17 protein-coding genes are annotated in these 15,123 nt (G+C 70.2%); 9 read left to right on the top strand and 8 right to left on the bottom strand.

The window, feature by feature from the left end; translation table 11 throughout:
* Positions 1-3: 3 nt before the first annotated feature.
* Positions 4-1,134, bottom strand: coding sequence for an adenylate/guanylate cyclase domain-containing protein (locus tag F1D61_RS21815; RefSeq protein WP_203159202.1), 1,131 nt, complete (start codon positions 1,132-1,134; stop codon positions 4-6).
* 278 nt (positions 1,135-1,412) lie between these two features.
* Here F1D61_RS21815 and F1D61_RS21810 point away from each other — a divergent pair, with 278 nt between their 5' ends.
* A complete protein-coding gene (locus F1D61_RS21810; protein WP_203154147.1) occupies positions 1,413-1,697 on the top strand; it encodes a ribbon-helix-helix domain-containing protein in 285 nt (94 codons plus the stop codon).
* The gene (locus tag F1D61_RS21805) at positions 1,687-1,998 is read left to right on the top strand and encodes a type II toxin-antitoxin system RelE/ParE family toxin (protein ID WP_203154145.1); all 312 of its coding nucleotides are present in this window, start codon (positions 1,687-1,689) and stop codon (positions 1,996-1,998) included. The genes F1D61_RS21810 and F1D61_RS21805 overlap by 11 nt, the downstream gene beginning before the upstream one ends.
* Before the next feature lie 6 nt (positions 1,999-2,004).
* Here the strand turns inward: F1D61_RS21805 and F1D61_RS21800 are convergent, their stop codons facing one another.
* From F1D61_RS21800 to F1D61_RS21770, 7 genes are all read right to left on the bottom strand, one after another.
* Entirely contained in the window at positions 2,005-2,748 is a 744-nt protein-coding gene (locus tag F1D61_RS21800) for a pseudouridine synthase (protein WP_203154143.1), read from the bottom strand.
* A 10-nt stretch (positions 2,749-2,758) separates the two neighbouring features.
* Entirely contained in the window at positions 2,759-3,682 is a 924-nt protein-coding gene (locus F1D61_RS21795) for a class I SAM-dependent methyltransferase (protein WP_203154141.1), read from the bottom strand.
* On the bottom strand, positions 3,682-4,656 hold the full coding sequence (gene era / locus F1D61_RS21790) for a GTPase Era (protein WP_203154139.1): 975 nt from the start codon (positions 4,654-4,656) through the stop codon (positions 3,682-3,684). The genes F1D61_RS21795 and era overlap by 1 nt, the downstream gene beginning before the upstream one ends.
* Positions 4,653-5,426 (bottom strand): ribonuclease III, encoded by a 774-nt coding sequence (gene rnc, locus F1D61_RS21785; protein ID WP_203159201.1) that lies wholly within the window; start codon positions 5,424-5,426, stop codon positions 4,653-4,655. Before rnc ends, era begins: the two co-directional genes overlap by 4 nt.
* Positions 5,427-5,456: 30 nt before the next feature.
* The gene (gene lepB / locus F1D61_RS21780) at positions 5,457-6,248 is read right to left on the bottom strand and encodes a signal peptidase I (RefSeq protein WP_203154137.1); all 792 of its coding nucleotides are present in this window, start codon (positions 6,246-6,248) and stop codon (positions 5,457-5,459) included.
* 156 nt (positions 6,249-6,404) lie between these two features.
* The gene (gene acpS, locus F1D61_RS21775) at positions 6,405-6,806 is read right to left on the bottom strand and encodes a holo-ACP synthase (RefSeq protein WP_203154135.1); all 402 of its coding nucleotides are present in this window, start codon (positions 6,804-6,806) and stop codon (positions 6,405-6,407) included.
* Positions 6,803-7,561 (bottom strand): pyridoxine 5'-phosphate synthase, encoded by a 759-nt coding sequence (locus F1D61_RS21770; protein ID WP_203154133.1) that lies wholly within the window; start codon positions 7,559-7,561, stop codon positions 6,803-6,805. The genes acpS and F1D61_RS21770 overlap by 4 nt, the downstream gene beginning before the upstream one ends.
* Positions 7,562-7,992: 431 nt before the next feature.
* On the opposite strand from F1D61_RS21770, the gene F1D61_RS21765 reads away from it, so the two are divergent.
* The 7 genes from F1D61_RS21765 to F1D61_RS21735 all read left to right on the top strand — a co-directional run bounded on the left by F1D61_RS21765 (position 7,993) and on the right by F1D61_RS21735 (position 15,094).
* Positions 7,993-8,802: a PRC-barrel domain-containing protein gene (locus F1D61_RS21765; protein ID WP_246775461.1), complete on the top strand. Its 810-nt coding sequence runs from the start codon at positions 7,993-7,995 to the stop codon at positions 8,800-8,802.
* Complete coding sequence (locus F1D61_RS21760) at positions 8,799-10,163, top strand: MFS transporter (RefSeq protein ID WP_203154131.1); 1,365 nt, start codon at positions 8,799-8,801, stop codon at positions 10,161-10,163. The genes F1D61_RS21765 and F1D61_RS21760 overlap by 4 nt, the downstream gene beginning before the upstream one ends.
* A 232-nt stretch (positions 10,164-10,395) precedes the next feature.
* Positions 10,396-12,162 carry an ABC transporter ATP-binding protein gene (locus F1D61_RS21755; RefSeq protein ID WP_203154129.1) on the top strand — a complete coding sequence of 589 codons (1,767 nt, stop codon included), beginning with the start codon at positions 10,396-10,398 and terminating at the stop codon, positions 12,160-12,162.
* A gap of 400 nt (positions 12,163-12,562) precedes the next feature.
* The gene (locus F1D61_RS21750; RefSeq protein WP_203154127.1) at positions 12,563-13,705 is read left to right on the top strand and encodes an NADH:flavin oxidoreductase/NADH oxidase; all 1,143 of its coding nucleotides are present in this window, start codon (positions 12,563-12,565) and stop codon (positions 13,703-13,705) included.
* Positions 13,706-14,069: 364 nt separating this feature from the next.
* Positions 14,070-14,279, top strand: a complete 210-nt coding sequence (locus F1D61_RS21745; RefSeq protein WP_048449032.1) for a cold-shock protein — start codon at positions 14,070-14,072, stop codon at positions 14,277-14,279.
* Positions 14,280-14,491: 212 nt separating this feature from the next.
* Complete coding sequence (locus F1D61_RS21740; RefSeq protein ID WP_203154125.1) at positions 14,492-14,707, top strand: hypothetical protein; 216 nt, start codon at positions 14,492-14,494, stop codon at positions 14,705-14,707.
* A gap of 3 nt (positions 14,708-14,710) precedes the next feature.
* Positions 14,711-15,094, top strand: coding sequence for a DUF6481 family protein (locus tag F1D61_RS21735; RefSeq protein WP_203154122.1), 384 nt, complete (start codon positions 14,711-14,713; stop codon positions 15,092-15,094).
* Positions 15,095-15,123 lie beyond the last annotated feature (29 nt).

Here is a 15,123-nt window from a genome sequence, read left to right as displayed (position 1 = left end):
GCCCTATCGGCCGAGGCCGACCGATCGGGAAACGACGACCCTCGGCCGCGCGGAGCCGCGGAGGCCCATCATCCGGCGGTCGGCCTCGATTGCCGCGGGCGCGCCGACGATGCGCGGCTTGCGCCCGCCCGCGAGCGCATGCACGATCATCGTCTCGCTTCGCCCTCGCAACTGATACGCGCCGAGCGCTTCCGCCGCGATGCCCTCGGGGAGCGCCGGCAGCCGGGCGAGAACCGCCTCCGAGATCAGCACGTCCCGCCGGGTCTCACGGCACAAGCCCTCGAGCCGGGCGGTCGCGTTCATGACGTCGCCGAAATACGCGATCTTGTGCCGGTCGACGCCGACCTCCGCCGTCACCACGCTGCCGCCGTGCAGGGCCGCGCGCAACTCGGGCACCAGGCCGAAGCGCGCGAGCCAGCGCTCCCGATCGGCTTCGAGGGCATGACGGATCGCGAAGACGCAGGCGACGCACCGCGCCTGCGCGACGCCGCGCGCGAGCGGCCAGGAGACGATCACCTGATCGCCGATATAGTCGTCGACCTGGCCGCAATACCGGCGCACCGGCTCGGCGATGGTCGAGAACACCGCCGTCAGCAGTTCCTGGGCGGCGACATCGCCGTGCCGCTCCGCGTATGCCGTCGAGCCGGCGAGATCGAGGAACAGGAAGACGCGCTCCTCCCGGACCGGTCGGTGGTAGCGCCCGAGGATGAGGTTGACGAAGGTCTCGCCGCCGATCAGGTCGCGGACGCGCAGGACCGCGACGATGATCGCCGACATCGCCAGCGCGAACGGAATGGTGGAGAGCTTCGGCGTGACGGCTTCCGTCAGGGGCTTGTCGACGATGCCGAGCGTCCAGAGACACAAGCCGGTCAGCGCCATGCCGATGACGATGACGAGCACCAGGCTGACCTCGGCGGCCGCGAAATAGGCCAGTGTGGGCAGCCGGCGCAGGCGCTCGGTGTAGCCGGCAAGGAAGACGCCGCGCTCATACGCGATGGTGAGGAGGCCGATGCAGGCCCCGTAGAGGATGCCCGCGACCGTCGGGCCGTCGGCGAACAGGAAGCCATGCAGGGCACCGAACGAGGCACTCACGGCCGCGATGATGATCCAGAAGGTCGCGGCGCCATACGACATCGTCTTCCTCGGCTCGGGAACGATGTCATATGGATGACCGAGTAATAACGGCCATACAATGATGAACAGGGACTTGGCAGCGACGGGCGGACGGGCGTCGTGCGGCAGCACACGAGGCGACGTCGCGAACAGGGGGTTCCAATGCCTGGACGGTCTCGTCGGGTATGAACAAGTATGATAAATTCGTGCCACGAGCCTGCGCGGCGTTTGAGCGAAGCCGATTTCCGCATCGCGGAGCGGTCAGTCGGAAATCATGTGAGTGAGCCGTTGAGGATGCCATGGCGCAGATCGAGCGTATGACGGTCGTCTTTCCCGAGCCGATGGCGGCGCAGATCCGCGCCGCCGTCGAGGCGGGAGAATATGCGACGACGAGCGAGGCGGTTCGCGATGCCGTCCGCCTGTGGTCGGACCGCCGGCAAATGCGCGCCAACGACCTCGAGCGGATGCAACAGGCTTGGGAAGCAGGCAAGGCCAGTGGATCGGCCGGAGAGGTCGATTTCAAGGTGTTACGTCAAGAAGCCCGTCAGCGCCTTGCCGAACTGAACGACGATCGTGATCTCTAGCTTCGCGTGGTCGAGATCGGCCCGACAAGCTCTTCTCGATATCTATTTGGCGATCGGCATTCACAATCCGGACGCGGCCGATCGCCTCTACGATCGCCTCGAGCAGCGAGCCGAGACGCTGCGACAGCATCCCAAGATGGGGCCGAGGCGCCCTGATATCCGGCCAACGGCACGCGTTCTCGTGGATCCGCCCTACCTTATCCTCTACGAAATCACGCCGGATACGGACGACGAACCCGTCGATGCCGTTCAGATCGTCGCCGTTCTGGACGGTCGTAAGGACTTGAGCCTGGGGATCTGAGGAAGCCTACGCGAACACCCGCGCCACATCCCCCTCCCCCATCACCCGGCACTGCCCGGGCTCCAGGTCCGCCGGCAGGTCCAGCGCCCCGACCCGATCCCTGTGCAGCGCCGTGACGTGATTGCCGACTGCCGCGAACATCCGCCGGACCTGGTGGTAGCGCCCTTCCATCAGGGTCACGGCAGCACTCGTCGGGCCATGGACCTCCAGCGTCACCGGCAGCAGCGGCTTCTCCTCGCCCTCCAGCATCAGCGTGCCGGAGGAGAAGATCGCATCCTCGTCGCCGCGCAACGGGCGGTCGAGCGTCACCTGGTAGCGCTTCGAGACGCTGGCCCTCGGCGAGATGATCCGGTGCAGCAACGCCCCGTCATCGGTCAGCAGAAGCAGCCCCGAGGTCTCCTTGTCGAGGCGGCCCACCGTCGAGAGCGGCGGCTCGCGGCGGCGCCAGCGCGGCGGCAGCAGGCTGTAGACCAGCGCGCCCGCCTCCTTGTGCGAGCAGGTGACGCCGAGCGGCTTGTGCAGCATCAGGGCGAGCCCCGGCAGCGGGTCGAGGGACTTAGCTTGGACGGTGAGGCGGGACGGCAGGTCCGGGTCGAGGGCGATCCGTTGGTCGGCGTCGCGCAAGGGGGCGCCGTCGAGCACCACTTTGCCGGCGCGGGCCAGCATCTGGATCTCGCGGCGCGAGCCGTAGCCGAGATTGGCCAGCAGCCGGTCGAGCCGGACCGACGCCACCTTCGCCTTCGCGCTCATCGCTCGCGGCTCATTTGCGCGCCTCGTGGATCTTGTAGCCGTGGCCCGACGCCCGCTGCGTCACCTCCTTGAACACCTCGCCCAGCGTCGCCTCGTAGGGCAGATGGGTGTTGGCGGTGAGCCACAGCGTCCCGCCCGGCCGCAAGGCGGCGGCGGCGCGGCGGATGAAGGCCTGGCCGAGGGTCCGGTCCTCGGCGCCGCCATCGTGGAAGGGCGGGTTCATCACCACGAAGTCGAGGCGCTCCGGCACCGCGCCGGCGTCCCGGGCATCGGCCCATGTCACCGTCACGCGCGGATCGTCGACGTTGCGCCGGGACGCCTCGACGGCCCGGCGGTCGTTGTCGACGAGGGCGAGCGCCGTCACCTTGGGCGAGGCGAGCACGGCGTGGGCGAGGATGCCGAGGCCGCAGCCGAGATCGGCGCCGCGCCCGGACAGGGGCGGCATCGTCTCGATCAGCAGGGCGGTGCCGGGATCGATCCGGTTCCACGAGAAGATGCCGGGCTGCGTCCACAGGCCGAGACCGTCGTCGCGCCGCGGCGCGCCCTCGCTGATCGCCTCGTCGAGGCCGGTCGGCGCGTCGGGCCGCACGGTCCGGACGATGCGGTGGTGGCTCTTGGCGCTCTCGTCGAGGCGGCAGCCGAAGCCGGACAATTCGCGGGCGAGCCGCGACCCGCCCCGGTCCTTCGGCGCGAGCACGGTGAGGCTCGCGCCGGGCGCGAGCGCGCGCATGGCCAGCGCCAGGACGTGGCGCCGCTCCAGGGTACCGGGCGGGGCCAGCATGGTCAGGCCGGGAAGCGAGCCGGGGGCCAGCTCCTCCAGGGCGGTGCCGCCGGGCACCAGCGGCGAGAGCTGGACGGCGCCCTCCGGCACCTCGGCGAGCTCGGCGGGCGGGTGTCCGTAGACGCCCGGACGGGGGGAGATCGGATCGGTCATCAGCCGCGCGGGAATTCCAGGCCCATCTCGCGGTAGCGCTCCGGGTCGTCGGCCCAGTTCTCCCGCACCTTCACGAACAGGAACAGGTGGACCTTGGCCTCCGCCGCCTCGGCGATGTCGATCCGGGCGGCCTGGCCGATGGCCTTGATGGTCTGGCCGCCCTTGCCGAGCACGATCTTCCGCTGGCTCTCGCGCTCGACGAAGATGGTCTGCTCGATCCGCACCGAACCGTCGGGCCGGACCTGCCACTGATCGGTCTCGACGGTCGAGGAATAGGGCAGCTCCTCGTGCAGCCGGTCGTAGATCTTTTCGCGGGTGATCTCCGCGGCGAGCATCCGCAGGGGCGCGTCGGAGACCTGGTCCTCGGGATAGAGCCAGGGGCTCGGGGGCATCCGGGTGGCGAGTTCGCGGCGCAGGTCGTCGACCCCGTCACCGGTGAGCGCCGAGATCATGAAGATGCGCTCGAACTGAACCCGCTCGTGGAGCGCGGCGGCGAGCGCCAGCAACTTCTCGCGGGGCATCAGGTCGATCTTGTTGAGCACCAGGTATTTCGGGCGCTTCAGCTCCGGCATCCGGTTGAGGATCGCGTCGACCTCCTCGTCCACGCCCTTGCGGGCGTCGATCAGCAGGCAGACCGCGTCGGCATCGGCCGCGCCGCTCCAGGCCGAGGTCACCATCGCCCGGTCGAGGCGGCGCTTGGGCGCGAAGATGCCGGGCGTGTCGACGAGGACGATCTGCGCCGACCCTTCCATGGCGATGCCGCGCACGAGCGCCCGGGTGGTCTGCACCTTGCGCGAGACGATCGACACCTTGGTGCCGACGAGGCTGTTGAGCAGGGTCGACTTGCCGGCATTCGGCACCCCGATCAGGGCGACGAAGCCCGCGCGGGTGTCCTTCGGGGGAGCGGTGTCGGCGGGAGCGCCCGGGAGCGTGCCGTCATCCTCGGAGCCGGGTGTGGTGTCGTCGTCGATCATTCTGATTGCTCCCCGGGCTCGTTCCCGGTCCACAGCCCCTCGCGCACCAGCAGGTCGCGCGCGGCCGTCTGCTCGGCCAAGCGCTTCGAGCCGCCGATGCCGATTCCGGGCGCGACGCCGGTGACCCGGGCCTCGATGCGAAATTGCGGCGCGTGGTCGGGCCCGGCCCGCTCCACCACCTCGTAGGTCGGCGTCGGCCAGCCTTGCGCCTGCGCCCATTCCTGCAACGCCGATTTCGGGTCGCGGCTGCGCGTCCCCTCGGTCTGGCGGTCGGCCTCGAAGGCCCGGTCGATCACCGCCTTGGCCGCGGCATAGCCGGCATCGAGGAAGACCGCGCCGAGGATCGCCTCGCAGACATCGGCGAGGATCGCCGCGTTGCGGCGCCCGCCGCCATGGACCTCGCCGCCGCCGAGGTTCAGGTGCGGCCCGACCTCCCAGGCATTGGCCACCATGGCGCAGCTCTCGCGCCGCACCAGGCTCGACAGGCGCCGCGACAGGTCGCCCTCGTCGGCACCCGGCAACGCGTTGTAGAGGCCGTCCGCCACCGCCAGACCGAGCACCCGGTCGCCGAGGAATTCGAGGCGCTGGTAGCTGCCCTTCCCGTTGGTGGCGCTGACATGGGTGAGCGCCCGCACCAGCAGGTCGCGGTCGGCGAAGTGGTGGCCGATGCGCTCCTCCAGCACCGAGAGGTCGGGCCGGCGCCGCATCCCGCGCTTGCGCCGCGGCGGGGCGTCGCCTGCATCAGGCACCGGCTTCTCGGCCTGCGGCATCGCGGCGTCGCTCACGCTCGTCACCTCCCGTCAGTGGATCGGCTTGAAGATCCGGTTCCAGCGCACCGTCCAGGGCCAGTTCCAGATCTGCCAGGCGGCCGCACCCTCGTCGATCGAGAAGAAGATCACCTCGGCCCGGCCGATCAGGTTCTCGTAGGGCACGTAGCCGACATTGCCGAGATCGCGGGAATCGGTGGAGTTGTCGCGGTTGTCGCCCATCATGAAGAAGTGGTTCGCCGGCACGGTGTAGACCTGGGTGTTGTCCCACAGGCCGCGGTCGCCGTCGCGCTCGATGATCTCGTGGCTGACGCCGTTGGGCAGGGTCTCGCGGTATTGCGGCACCAGGGTCGGCTGGCCGAAGGCGTCGGTGGTCGAGTAATCGGCGATGCGCTCGCGCTTCACCGGCCGGCCGTTGATGTTGAGCACGCCCTCGATCACCTGGATCCGGTCACCCGGCAGGCCGATCACCCGCTTGATGTAGTCGGTCGCGTTGTCCTTGGGCAGCTTGAAGACGACGATGTCGCCCTGCTTCGGCGAGGCGCCCCAGATCCGCCCCTTGGCCTCGAACGGCAGGTACTCGCTCAGCGGCAGGGAGTACTTCGAGTAGCCGAGCGAGTACTTCGAGACGAAGAGGTAGTCGCCGATCAGCAGGGTCGGGATCAGCGAGCCGGACGGGATGTTGAACGGCTGGAACAGCAGGGTGCGGACCACCAGCGCGATCAGCAGCGCCTGGGCGCCGACCTTGACGGTCTCCTTGATCGAGTCCCACAGGCCGGCATCCTTGCCGCGTTTCAGGTCCTGGTCCGTGCGTGCGCGATCCATGCTCGTTCTCTCCGGCGGTCCGTGCAGCGATCGCCTGGGCACCCGCCGAGGGCACGCGGCCGGCTTCATGCGCGGTGCGGGGGGTCTAGACCAACGCTTGCCCGCCCGCAACGCAATGGCGCAGAGGCGAGCGAATCACCCCTGGACACGGGCCGATCAGGTCTCGGGCAACGCCTCGATGACGACGAAGGCCTGGGCGAGCGGGGGATCGTCGGTGAGCGTCACGTGGACCACCGGGCGGTGGCCCGGCGGGATCAGGGTAGCGAGGCGTTCCGCCGCGCCGTTGGTGAGGCGCAGGGTCGGCCGGCCGCCGGGCAGGTTGACCACCTCCATGTCGCGCCAGAACACGCCGTGGCTCATGCCCGTGCCGAGCGCCTTGGAACAGGCCTCCTTGGCGGCGAAGCGCCGGGCGTAGGAGGGCGCGCGGGCGGCGCGCCGGTCGCTGCGGGCGCGCTCGCCTTCGGTGAACACCCGGTGGGTGAAGCGGTCGCCGAAGCGCTCCAGCGAGCGCTCGATGCGGCGGATGTCGCAGAGATCGGAGCCGATGCCGACGATCATGCCGCGGCCCCGCGACGCCCGGCTTCCATCGCCGCCCGCATCGCCCGGATCGCCGGGGCGAGCCCGTCGAAGATCGCCTCCGCCATCAGCGCATGGCCGATATTCAGCTCGCGCAGCTGGGGCAGCGCCGCCACCGGGCCGACGCTTGTAAGGTCGAGGCCGTGCCCGGCATGGATCTCGAGCCCGAGCGCATGGCCGTGCTCGGCCGCGCGGGCGAGGCGGGCGAGCTCGGCCCGGATCCGCGACGCGTCGCCGGCGATCACCGCCTCGCAATAGGTGCCGGTATGCAGTTCGACCACGGGCGCGGCGAGCGCCCGGGCGGCCTCCATGACGTGGATCTCGGGCTCGACGAAGAGCGAGACCCGGATCCCCGCCTCGTTCAGGCGCGCGATGGCGGGCGCCAGGTGCTCGCGGCCGCCGATGATGTCGAGCCCGCCCTCGGTGGTGCGCTCCTCGCGCTTCTCCGGCACCAGGCAGGCGGCGTGAGGCTGCAGGCGCAGGACGATGGCCATCATCTCGTCGGTCACCGCCATCTCGAAGTTGAGCGGCCGGTCGATCTCGCGCCGCAGCCGCTCCATGTCGGCGTCGCGAATGTGGCGCCGGTCCTCCCGCAGGTGGGCGGTGATGCCGTCGGCCCCGGCCGCGACCGCCGCATGCGCCGCGCGCACCGGGTCCGGCAGCGTACCGCCGCGGGCGTTGCGCAGGGTGGCGACGTGGTCGACGTTGACGCCGAGGCGGAGGGGTGAGGCGGACATCGGCGACATTCTCGGAGCGGCTTCTCTCGACGGGCGTCTCGGGGACGCCCGCGATGTAGCGTCGCCCACGCGCGCCCGCCAGCCGCCCGTATGGCGGAACAACACTCCCCGGGAAAGCGCGCGCGACCCCGGCAACCGCCTGGACAACTTCGCCCGCTGCGCCGCACTGTGGGATTTCCGCGGCGCGGACCCGGATACCCATTCGGTGTAACGCCCCGCCGCGACAACCCGACGACCGATGCTCGGGCGGGCCGCCGCGCCTGCCCCGGAGGCCCACGATGTCTGCTCGACGGCTCGACCGCGGCGGTGATGCGCCCGCCCGGCTGCCCCTGCCGCCCCGCCCCCACAACTTCGCCGCGTTCGTCCCGCATCCGGACCTCTCGCCTCCGGAACCGTCGGCCGTGGCCGCGGTTTCCGGATCGACGCGCCGTATGACCCTGCGTGAGGCCCGCTTGCCCGCATCACTGCCCGGAACCCTGCGGATGCTGCTGGCGGCCTGCGCGCTCTCCGCCGTGACGGCCGCGCACGCCCAGCAGGGCTCGGCCCCGGCCGACGCGCAGAAGCCTCCGGCAGCGGCCCCCGCCGCCCCGTCCGCACCCGCGGCACAGACCCAAGCGCCTGCGGCCCAGCCTCAGGCGCCCGCGGCCCAGCCCCAGTCGCCTGCGGCGCAAGCCCCGGCGAACCAAGCTCCCACCGGCCCCGCTCCCGCGGCGCAGGCCCCGGCGGTCCCGCACGGCCCGCACGGGACGCCGGCCACGGTCCTCGACACCCAGGATTACGACGGCGTCCTCGGCAAGCCGGTGCGCAGCGCCGCCGGCGAGGATATGGGCCGCATCATCGACATCATCGTCGACAAGGACGGCAAGCCCCGCGCGGCGATCATCGATTTCGGTGGCTTCCTCGGCGTCGGCTCGCGCAAGATCGCGGTGGATTGGCGCGCCCTGCACTTCTCGGCCGACAACAAGCCGGGCCGCGCGGTGCTCCAGCTCAACCGCAACCAGGTCCGGGTCTCGCCCGAATACAAGCCCGGCGACCCGATCGTCGTGCTCGGCCCGGCCGGCCCGGTGCCGTCGGCCGCCTCGCCTGCGCCGGCCGCCGCTTCGCCCGCTCCCGCCGCGCCGCCGCCGGCGGCTCCCGCCGCATCTCCGGCACCGGCCTCGCCGCCGCCGGCCGCGTCCGCCCCGGCGCCCGCACCCGACGCCGACCAGGCCGCCTCTCCCCGCAACCCGCCGGACAAATGACGCGACCGCGCCAGGCCCACCGCTCCCTCGCCCACCGCGACCGGGAGGCGTCCCGCTCCGAGATGCGGCCGGAGTCCCGCCAGGATTCCGGCCGCGATTTCGCGCGCGACCCCGTCCGGGACCGGGGAGGCGCGTCCACGGGCCGGCGCGGGGAGAAGCCGGCGCCCTCGCTCACCAGCAGCCGCGGGCTCGACGCGTTCACGTTCTTCGTCGCCAACCTGCAGACGGGCTTCGGCCCGTTCGTGGCGGTCTACTTCACCTCGCAGAGCTGGACCCAGTCCGATATCGGGCTGGTGCTCACCATCGGCGGGCTGTTCAGCCTGTTCGGGCAGGTGCCCGGCGGCGCCTTCGTCGACTGGGTCACCTCGAAGCGCTTCGTCGCCGCCCTGTCGGTGGCCATCATCGGCTTGTCCGCGGCCGGCCTCGCGCTGTTCCCGACCTTCCTGATCGTGGCGCTCTCGATGGCGGCGCATTCGATCGCGAGCTGTACCCTCACCCCGGCCATCGCGGCGATCAGCCTCGGCCTCGTCGGTCATGCGGGCTTGGGCGAACGGCTCGGGCGCAACGCCCGCTTCTCCTCGATCGGCAACGCGCTCGCCGCCGGCGGCATGGGCGCCTGCGGCTACTACCTGTCGAGCGAGGCGGTGTTCTACGTCACGGCGGCGCTGGCGCTTCCGACGCTCGCCGCCCTGTGGTTCGTGCGCGCGAGCGAGATCGACCACGTCCGCCCACAGGCCCCGGAGGGCGAGACGGCACCCGGCGGCTGGGAGAGCCTGAAGCTCGTCGTGACCAACCGGGCGCTGCTGTGCTTTGCCGCCTGCATCACCCTGTTCTTCGTCTCGAACGCCGCGATGCTGCCGCTGGTCGGCAGCGTGCTGACCGTGCGCACGAGCCACACCGCCACCATCCTGATCGCCGCCTGCATCATGGCCCCGCAGCTGGTGATGGCGCTGATCGCCCCGGCGGTGGGACGGGCCGCCCAGGCCTATGGGCGGCGCCCGCTCCTGATCCTGGGCTTTGCCGCCCTGCCGATCCGCGGCCTGCTCTTCGCCTATACGGACGCACCCGAATTGCTGGTGGCGGTGCAGATCTTCGACGGGATCTCGGCCGCGGTGCTCGGCGTGATGGTGCCGCTGGTCGTGGCCGACTGCACCCGGGGCACCGGCCGGTTCAACATGGCGCTCGGCGCGGTCGGCACCGCCATGGGCCTGGGGGCCGCGGCCAGCACGACGCTGTCGGGCTATATGGCCGACCATTTCGGCTCGCATGCCGCCTTCATGGGCCTCTCGGCGGTGGCGCTCGTGGCGCTGGTCCTGATCGTGGCGATCATGCCGGAGACCCGGCGGCCCAAGGAGCGCTGAGAGCCGACGGGACGGCGGTGTGCAGCGCAACGCCGCTCAACTTCCGTTCAGAAACGACGGATTAGACAGCGGGCAGCACCTTTCGCCTGCAACACATGGCGACGCTTGCGCGTTGCGAGAAGCGGGTGGGGTTCGCGGGTTCGTGCGGAGAGGCTGTGGCGGGAGTCTTGCTTCCCCTCCCTCTCCCGACCGTGGGCCGCACGCGTGCGAAGAACCGGGATCGATCGCCACGATGGATGACCTCTGCGCGTACGCCAACCGGCCTTGGGCCTTCGTGGCCCGCTACCTGCGCCGCCGCATCGTGCCCCACGCGGCCATCATGGTCGCGGTGCTGGGCGCCGTGGCCTGCTCCGTCAGCACGCAGTACGGATTGAAGGGCGTGGTCGACGCCCTCGGCAAGGGACCCGAGAACAACCACCTGATCTGGCCGGCCCTGACCGTGCTGATCTGCTTCATCGCCGCCGACAACATGCTGTGGCGGGTGGCGAGCCTGATCGCCAGCTTCACCTTCGTGAAGGTGACGGGCGACGTCCGCCGCGACCTGTTCCAGCACCTCACCGGGCACTCGCCGTCCTACTTCGCCGACCGGCAGCCCGGCACCCTGGCGAGCCGCATCACCGCGACCTCGAACGCGATCTTCACCGCCGAGAACATGTTCGTCTGGAACGTGATGCCTCCTTGCGCGGCGGCGTTCGGCGCGATCCTGTATGTCGGCAGCGTCAGCGTGCCGATGGCGCTGGGTCTGCTCGTCATCTGCGGCGGCGTGGTGGTGCTGATGTTCCGCATCGCCGCCGCCGGCAAGCCGCTGCACCACGATTTCGCCGAGAAGGCTGCCTCCGTCGACGGCGAGATGGTCGATCTCGTGAGCAACATGCCGCTCGTGCGGGCCTTCTCCGCCTACAAGCGCGAATTCGCCCGCTTCGACCAGACCATCGGCACCGAGATGAAGGCGCGCAGCCGCTCGCTGCTCTATCTCGAGCGCCTGCGGATCATGCACGCCCTGATCACCGTCGCGGCGGTGCTCGGCCTGCTCTACTGGGCGATCCAGATGTGGCAGCAGAACCAGGCCACCGCCGGCCAGGTCGTGCTGGTCTGCACGCTCGGCATCACCATCCTGGCGGCGACCCGGGACCTCGCGGTCGCCCTCGTCGACGTGACCCAGCACACCGCCCGCCTGTCGGAGGCCCTGCGCACGCTGCTCCAGCCGCACGACCTGCGCGACCACCCGGAGGCGAAGCCCCTCGTCGGCGAGGGCGCCCGCATCGCCTTCGAGAACGTGGCGTTCAACTATCCCGACGGCCGCGAGGTCTTCGGCGACTTCACCCTCGACATCCAGCCCGGCCAGCGCGTCGGCCTCGTCGGCCGCTCCGGCGGCGGCAAGTCGACCCTGTTCACGCTGCTCCAGCGCTTCTACGACCCGCAGAAGGGCCGCATCCTGATCGACGGCCAGGATATCGGCCGGGTCACGCAGGAATCGCTTCGCGAGGCGATCACCGTCGTGCCGCAGGACATCTCGCTGTTCCACCGCTCGTTGCGGGAGAACATCCGCTACGGCCGGCCGGAGGCCACCGACGAGGAGGTCTGGGCCGCCGCCGAGGCCGCCCGCTGCACCGACTTCATCAACGACCTGCCGGGCGGCTTCGACACCATCGTGGGCGATCGCGGCGTGAAGCTCTCGGGCGGCCAGCGCCAGCGCATCGCGGTGGCCCGCGCCATCCTGAAGAACTCGCCGATCCTGCTCCTCGACGAGGCCACCTCGGCCCTCGACACCGAGTCGGAGGAGGCGATCCGCGAGGCGCTCGGCAACCTGATGAAGGGTCGCACCACCATCGCGATCGCGCACCGCCTCTCGACCCTGAAGGACTTCGACCGGATCGTCGTGCTCGATGGCGGCCAGGTGATCCAGGACGGGTCGCCGGACCGGCTGGTGCATCTCGACGGGTTCTATCGCGACCTGATCCAGCGCGAGACGATCAAGCTGTCGCGCGAGGCGGCTTAAAGGCGGGGGGAGGTTCCCCTCGTCCCTCGGGTCTGTTCGGCCAGGAGCCCGCGCGTGAATTCTCCCCGGTGCGGGCCATCGAACATGACGCGATGGCCCTGCCGCCCGCGGGGAGAGGGAAGAGCCCGCGCCGTTCCTCTCCAGGGAGCCCAAGCGGATTTCGCCGAAGCGGTGACCGGTCCGGCGCGAAAGATCTGCAATAAAACAAGAGCTTGAGCGGTCGCGGCGTTGGCCTGCCAGCGCAATCCGCCAAGCTGCGGAAGAAGGAGGGTTTGCGGGCACGCGGCGTCCCGCGGCGGATCGCCTCCGGCGCCCCCGCTCCCTTGCCGGCCCATGCCCCGGCTTCCTACCCTCGCGAGCGGCCTCCCCACGGGACGGCCCGCCCCGACCGCGAGGCCGCATGCCCGACCTGTTCAGCCCCTTCACCCTGAAGGACGTCACGCTCCGCAACCGGATCGCGATGTCGCCGATGACCATGCATCGCTCGGTCGACGGGGCGATGGGCGACTACCACGTGATGCTCTACGGCTCGCGGGCGGCAGGCGGATTCGGCCTCGTCTTCCCCGAGCAGATCGCCATCACCCCGGAGGGGCGCACCACCAGCGCCTGCGCCGGCATCTGGGACGAAAGCCACGTCGAGGGGCTCGCCCGGGTGACCCGCATCATCCGGGAGATGGGCGGCGTACCGGCGATCCAGCTCGGGCATACCGGACGGAAAGGCAGCGAGCAGAAGCCGTGGGAAGGCAAGCGGCAATTGCCGCCGGACCATCCCGATGGCTGGCAGCTCAAGGCCCCCTCCCCGATCTCCTATGGCGGCCGCTACACCTATCCGGTCGAGGAACTAACGGTCGAGGAGATCGCCGGCATCCACCGCTCTTATGCGGATGCGGCCCGCCGGGCGCGGGAGGCCGGATTCGAGTGGCTGGAGATGCATTTCGCCCACGGCTATCTCGGCGCCAGCTTCTTCTCGCCGCTCGCCAACCGGCGCACCGACCGCTACGGCGGCAGCCTCGACAACCGTTTGCGGTTCCACCTCGAGGCACTGGACGCCGTGCGCGCGGTGTGGCCCGAGCGCCTGCCGCTGACCATGCGGCTCGGCTCCGACGACCTCCACCCGGAGGGCGTGCAGTTCGACGAGGCGGTGGTGGCGGTCGGCCGGATGAAGGCCCACGGTCTCGACCTCGCCGACCTCTCGATCGGCTTCAACACCGACGAGATGACCGATCCGCCCTTCGCCCGGATGTCGTTCATGGTCGAGCGCGGGACGCGGGTGCGGCGCGAGGTCGGGATCCCGGTGGGCGTGAGCTGGAATCTCGGCCTGCCGGCGGTGGCCGATCAGGTCATTCGCGACGAGCTGATCGACCTCGTCTTCCTCGGCCGTCCCGCCCTGTCGAATCCGCACTGGCCGGTCTGGGCGGCGCGGGAACTCGCGCATCCCGACCCGTTCTCCCTCGTGCCGGAGGATTGGGGCTGGTGGCTGCGCAACTTCCGTGCGCACGAGGACTGCATCGGCTGGCCTGCCCCCGGTGGCGGGGCCGCCTGACCGGAACCCGAGGCAGGGCGTGCGTCGGGGAGACCGGCCCCTCCCCGCCCCCGGCAGGGCGTGGTTTCGCGAGGATCGGCAGCACGTTGGGGGATCGTTTTTCAGCCGCGCCGATCGACTTTTCTTGAGGATTTTTCAGTCGTTCCGTCGCTCTGCGCAAATATTTTCGTGGTCGCCTTGCGTGTGGGCAAATTTTCATTTAGTGATGATGGATCGATTGTTGGCCTGACTACCGAGCCTCTCCGCCGCGTGTCCGCTGGCGCATGCTCTGCCACTCGCTCCAAATTCATCGATTGATTCGAGCCTTGGCGCTGCCGACAGCGTGCCGAGCTTCATCCTACGCTTGCAGAATATGGATACGACGATGACGATCGGCACCGTGAAGTGGTTCAACGTGCAAAAGGGTTTCGGTTTCATCCAGCCGGATGACGGCGGCAAGGACGTGTTCGTGCATATCTCGGCCGTCGAGCGGTCGGGCATGCAGACTCTCTCGGAAGGACAGAAGATTTCCTACGAGATGGAGACCGACCGTCGCAGCGGCAAGCAATCCGCCGGCAACCTGCGCGCCGCGTAATACCAATGGCCCAAGATGCTGACGCATCGGGCCATTGAGCCACCTCGAATTTTCTATACCAAGCCAGAGGCTTGACGAAAATTCGAGAACGGAACCAAAGGTCGTTTCCAACGACCGTTGGTATAACGGCCCCACGACCCGGGATGCGGGGCCTCTCCGCATCCCTCGCCCTGCGCACGACGCGGGCCCGACCTTCCAACGGATAGTCTTGAGTGAATTTTACCTTCAGTTCGCAGTCCACGGCCCCGACCATCGAGCCCGCGACGTTCCAGGTGCGGCAGATCTGGCAGCAGGTCGACCATGAAAGCCGGGAGGTCAGCCACCTGATCGACCGGACCTACCGGTATCACTCGGTCCGGGAGCTGCATTGGCACCTCGCCGACCGGTTCTCCCGCCCGGTCCACTCCCTCGCCCTGAATCGGGTTTGAGCGATGGGCAAGTTCAAGGAAGCGCCGCTCGGCGACCGGCTGGGCTCGGCCCAGGCCGCCCGGCAGGCCGCCCTCGCCAAGTTCCAGTCGCGGGCCACCGACGACGATCCGGCCGTCGCGGCCCGGCGTGCCGTGCGCCAGGCGATCGCCACGGCGCGGACCACCCGTCTCGCCGAGCGCGAGGCCGAGCGGGCCGCGCAGGACGCCGCGCGGCTCGCACGCGAGGCCGAAGCCGCCGCCGAAGAAGCCCGCCTGCGCGAGATCGCAGCCGCCGCGGAAATCGAGCGCGCCGCCGAGGCCGAGCGGAACGCCGAGACGCTGCAAGCCGACCAGAAGGCCGCGCGCGATGCCCGCTACGCCGCCCGCAAGGCGCGCAAGCGCGGCTGAGCATCTGCCGCAACGCTCGAGACCATCGA

It is taken from the genome of Methylobacterium aquaticum, assembly GCF_016804325.1.
Lineage (GTDB): Bacteria > Pseudomonadota > Alphaproteobacteria > Rhizobiales > Beijerinckiaceae > Methylobacterium > Methylobacterium aquaticum_C.
Note: the sequence above shows the minus strand (reverse complement) of the source record. Positions and strands in the feature narration are given on the sequence as shown.

Excerpts from the sequence above, each read along its gene's own strand:
- F1D61_RS21815 (WP_203159202.1), bottom strand. The coding sequence starts at position 1,134 with ATGTCGTATGGCGCCGCGACCTTCTGGATCATCATCGCGGCCGTGAGT.
- F1D61_RS21745 (WP_048449032.1), top strand. The coding sequence starts at position 14,070 with ATGACGATCGGCACCGTGAAGTGGTTCAACGTGCAAAAGGGTTTCGGT.
- F1D61_RS21770 (WP_203154133.1), bottom strand. The coding sequence starts at position 7,561 with ATGTCCGCCTCACCCCTCCGCCTCGGCGTCAACGTCGACCACGTCGCC.
- F1D61_RS21760 (WP_203154131.1), top strand. The coding sequence starts at position 8,799 with ATGACGCGACCGCGCCAGGCCCACCGCTCCCTCGCCCACCGCGACCGG.
- lepB (WP_203154137.1), bottom strand. The coding sequence starts at position 6,248 with ATGGATCGCGCACGCACGGACCAGGACCTGAAACGCGGCAAGGATGCC.
- era (WP_203154139.1), bottom strand. The coding sequence starts at position 4,656 with ATGATCGACGACGACACCACACCCGGCTCCGAGGATGACGGCACGCTC.
- F1D61_RS21810 (WP_203154147.1), top strand. The coding sequence starts at position 1,413 with ATGGCGCAGATCGAGCGTATGACGGTCGTCTTTCCCGAGCCGATGGCG.
- F1D61_RS21795 (WP_203154141.1), bottom strand. The coding sequence starts at position 3,682 with ATGACCGATCCGATCTCCCCCCGTCCGGGCGTCTACGGACACCCGCCC.
- F1D61_RS21765 (WP_246775461.1), top strand. The coding sequence starts at position 7,993 with ATGACCCTGCGTGAGGCCCGCTTGCCCGCATCACTGCCCGGAACCCTG.
- F1D61_RS21755 (WP_203154129.1), top strand. The coding sequence starts at position 10,396 with ATGGATGACCTCTGCGCGTACGCCAACCGGCCTTGGGCCTTCGTGGCC.
- F1D61_RS21750 (WP_203154127.1), top strand. The coding sequence starts at position 12,563 with ATGCCCGACCTGTTCAGCCCCTTCACCCTGAAGGACGTCACGCTCCGC.
- acpS (WP_203154135.1), bottom strand. The coding sequence starts at position 6,806 with ATGATCGTCGGCATCGGCTCCGATCTCTGCGACATCCGCCGCATCGAG.
- F1D61_RS21800 (WP_203154143.1), bottom strand. The coding sequence starts at position 2,748 with ATGAGCGCGAAGGCGAAGGTGGCGTCGGTCCGGCTCGACCGGCTGCTG.
- F1D61_RS21735 (WP_203154122.1), top strand. The coding sequence starts at position 14,711 with ATGGGCAAGTTCAAGGAAGCGCCGCTCGGCGACCGGCTGGGCTCGGCC.
- rnc (WP_203159201.1), bottom strand. The coding sequence starts at position 5,426 with ATGCCGCAGGCCGAGAAGCCGGTGCCTGATGCAGGCGACGCCCCGCCG.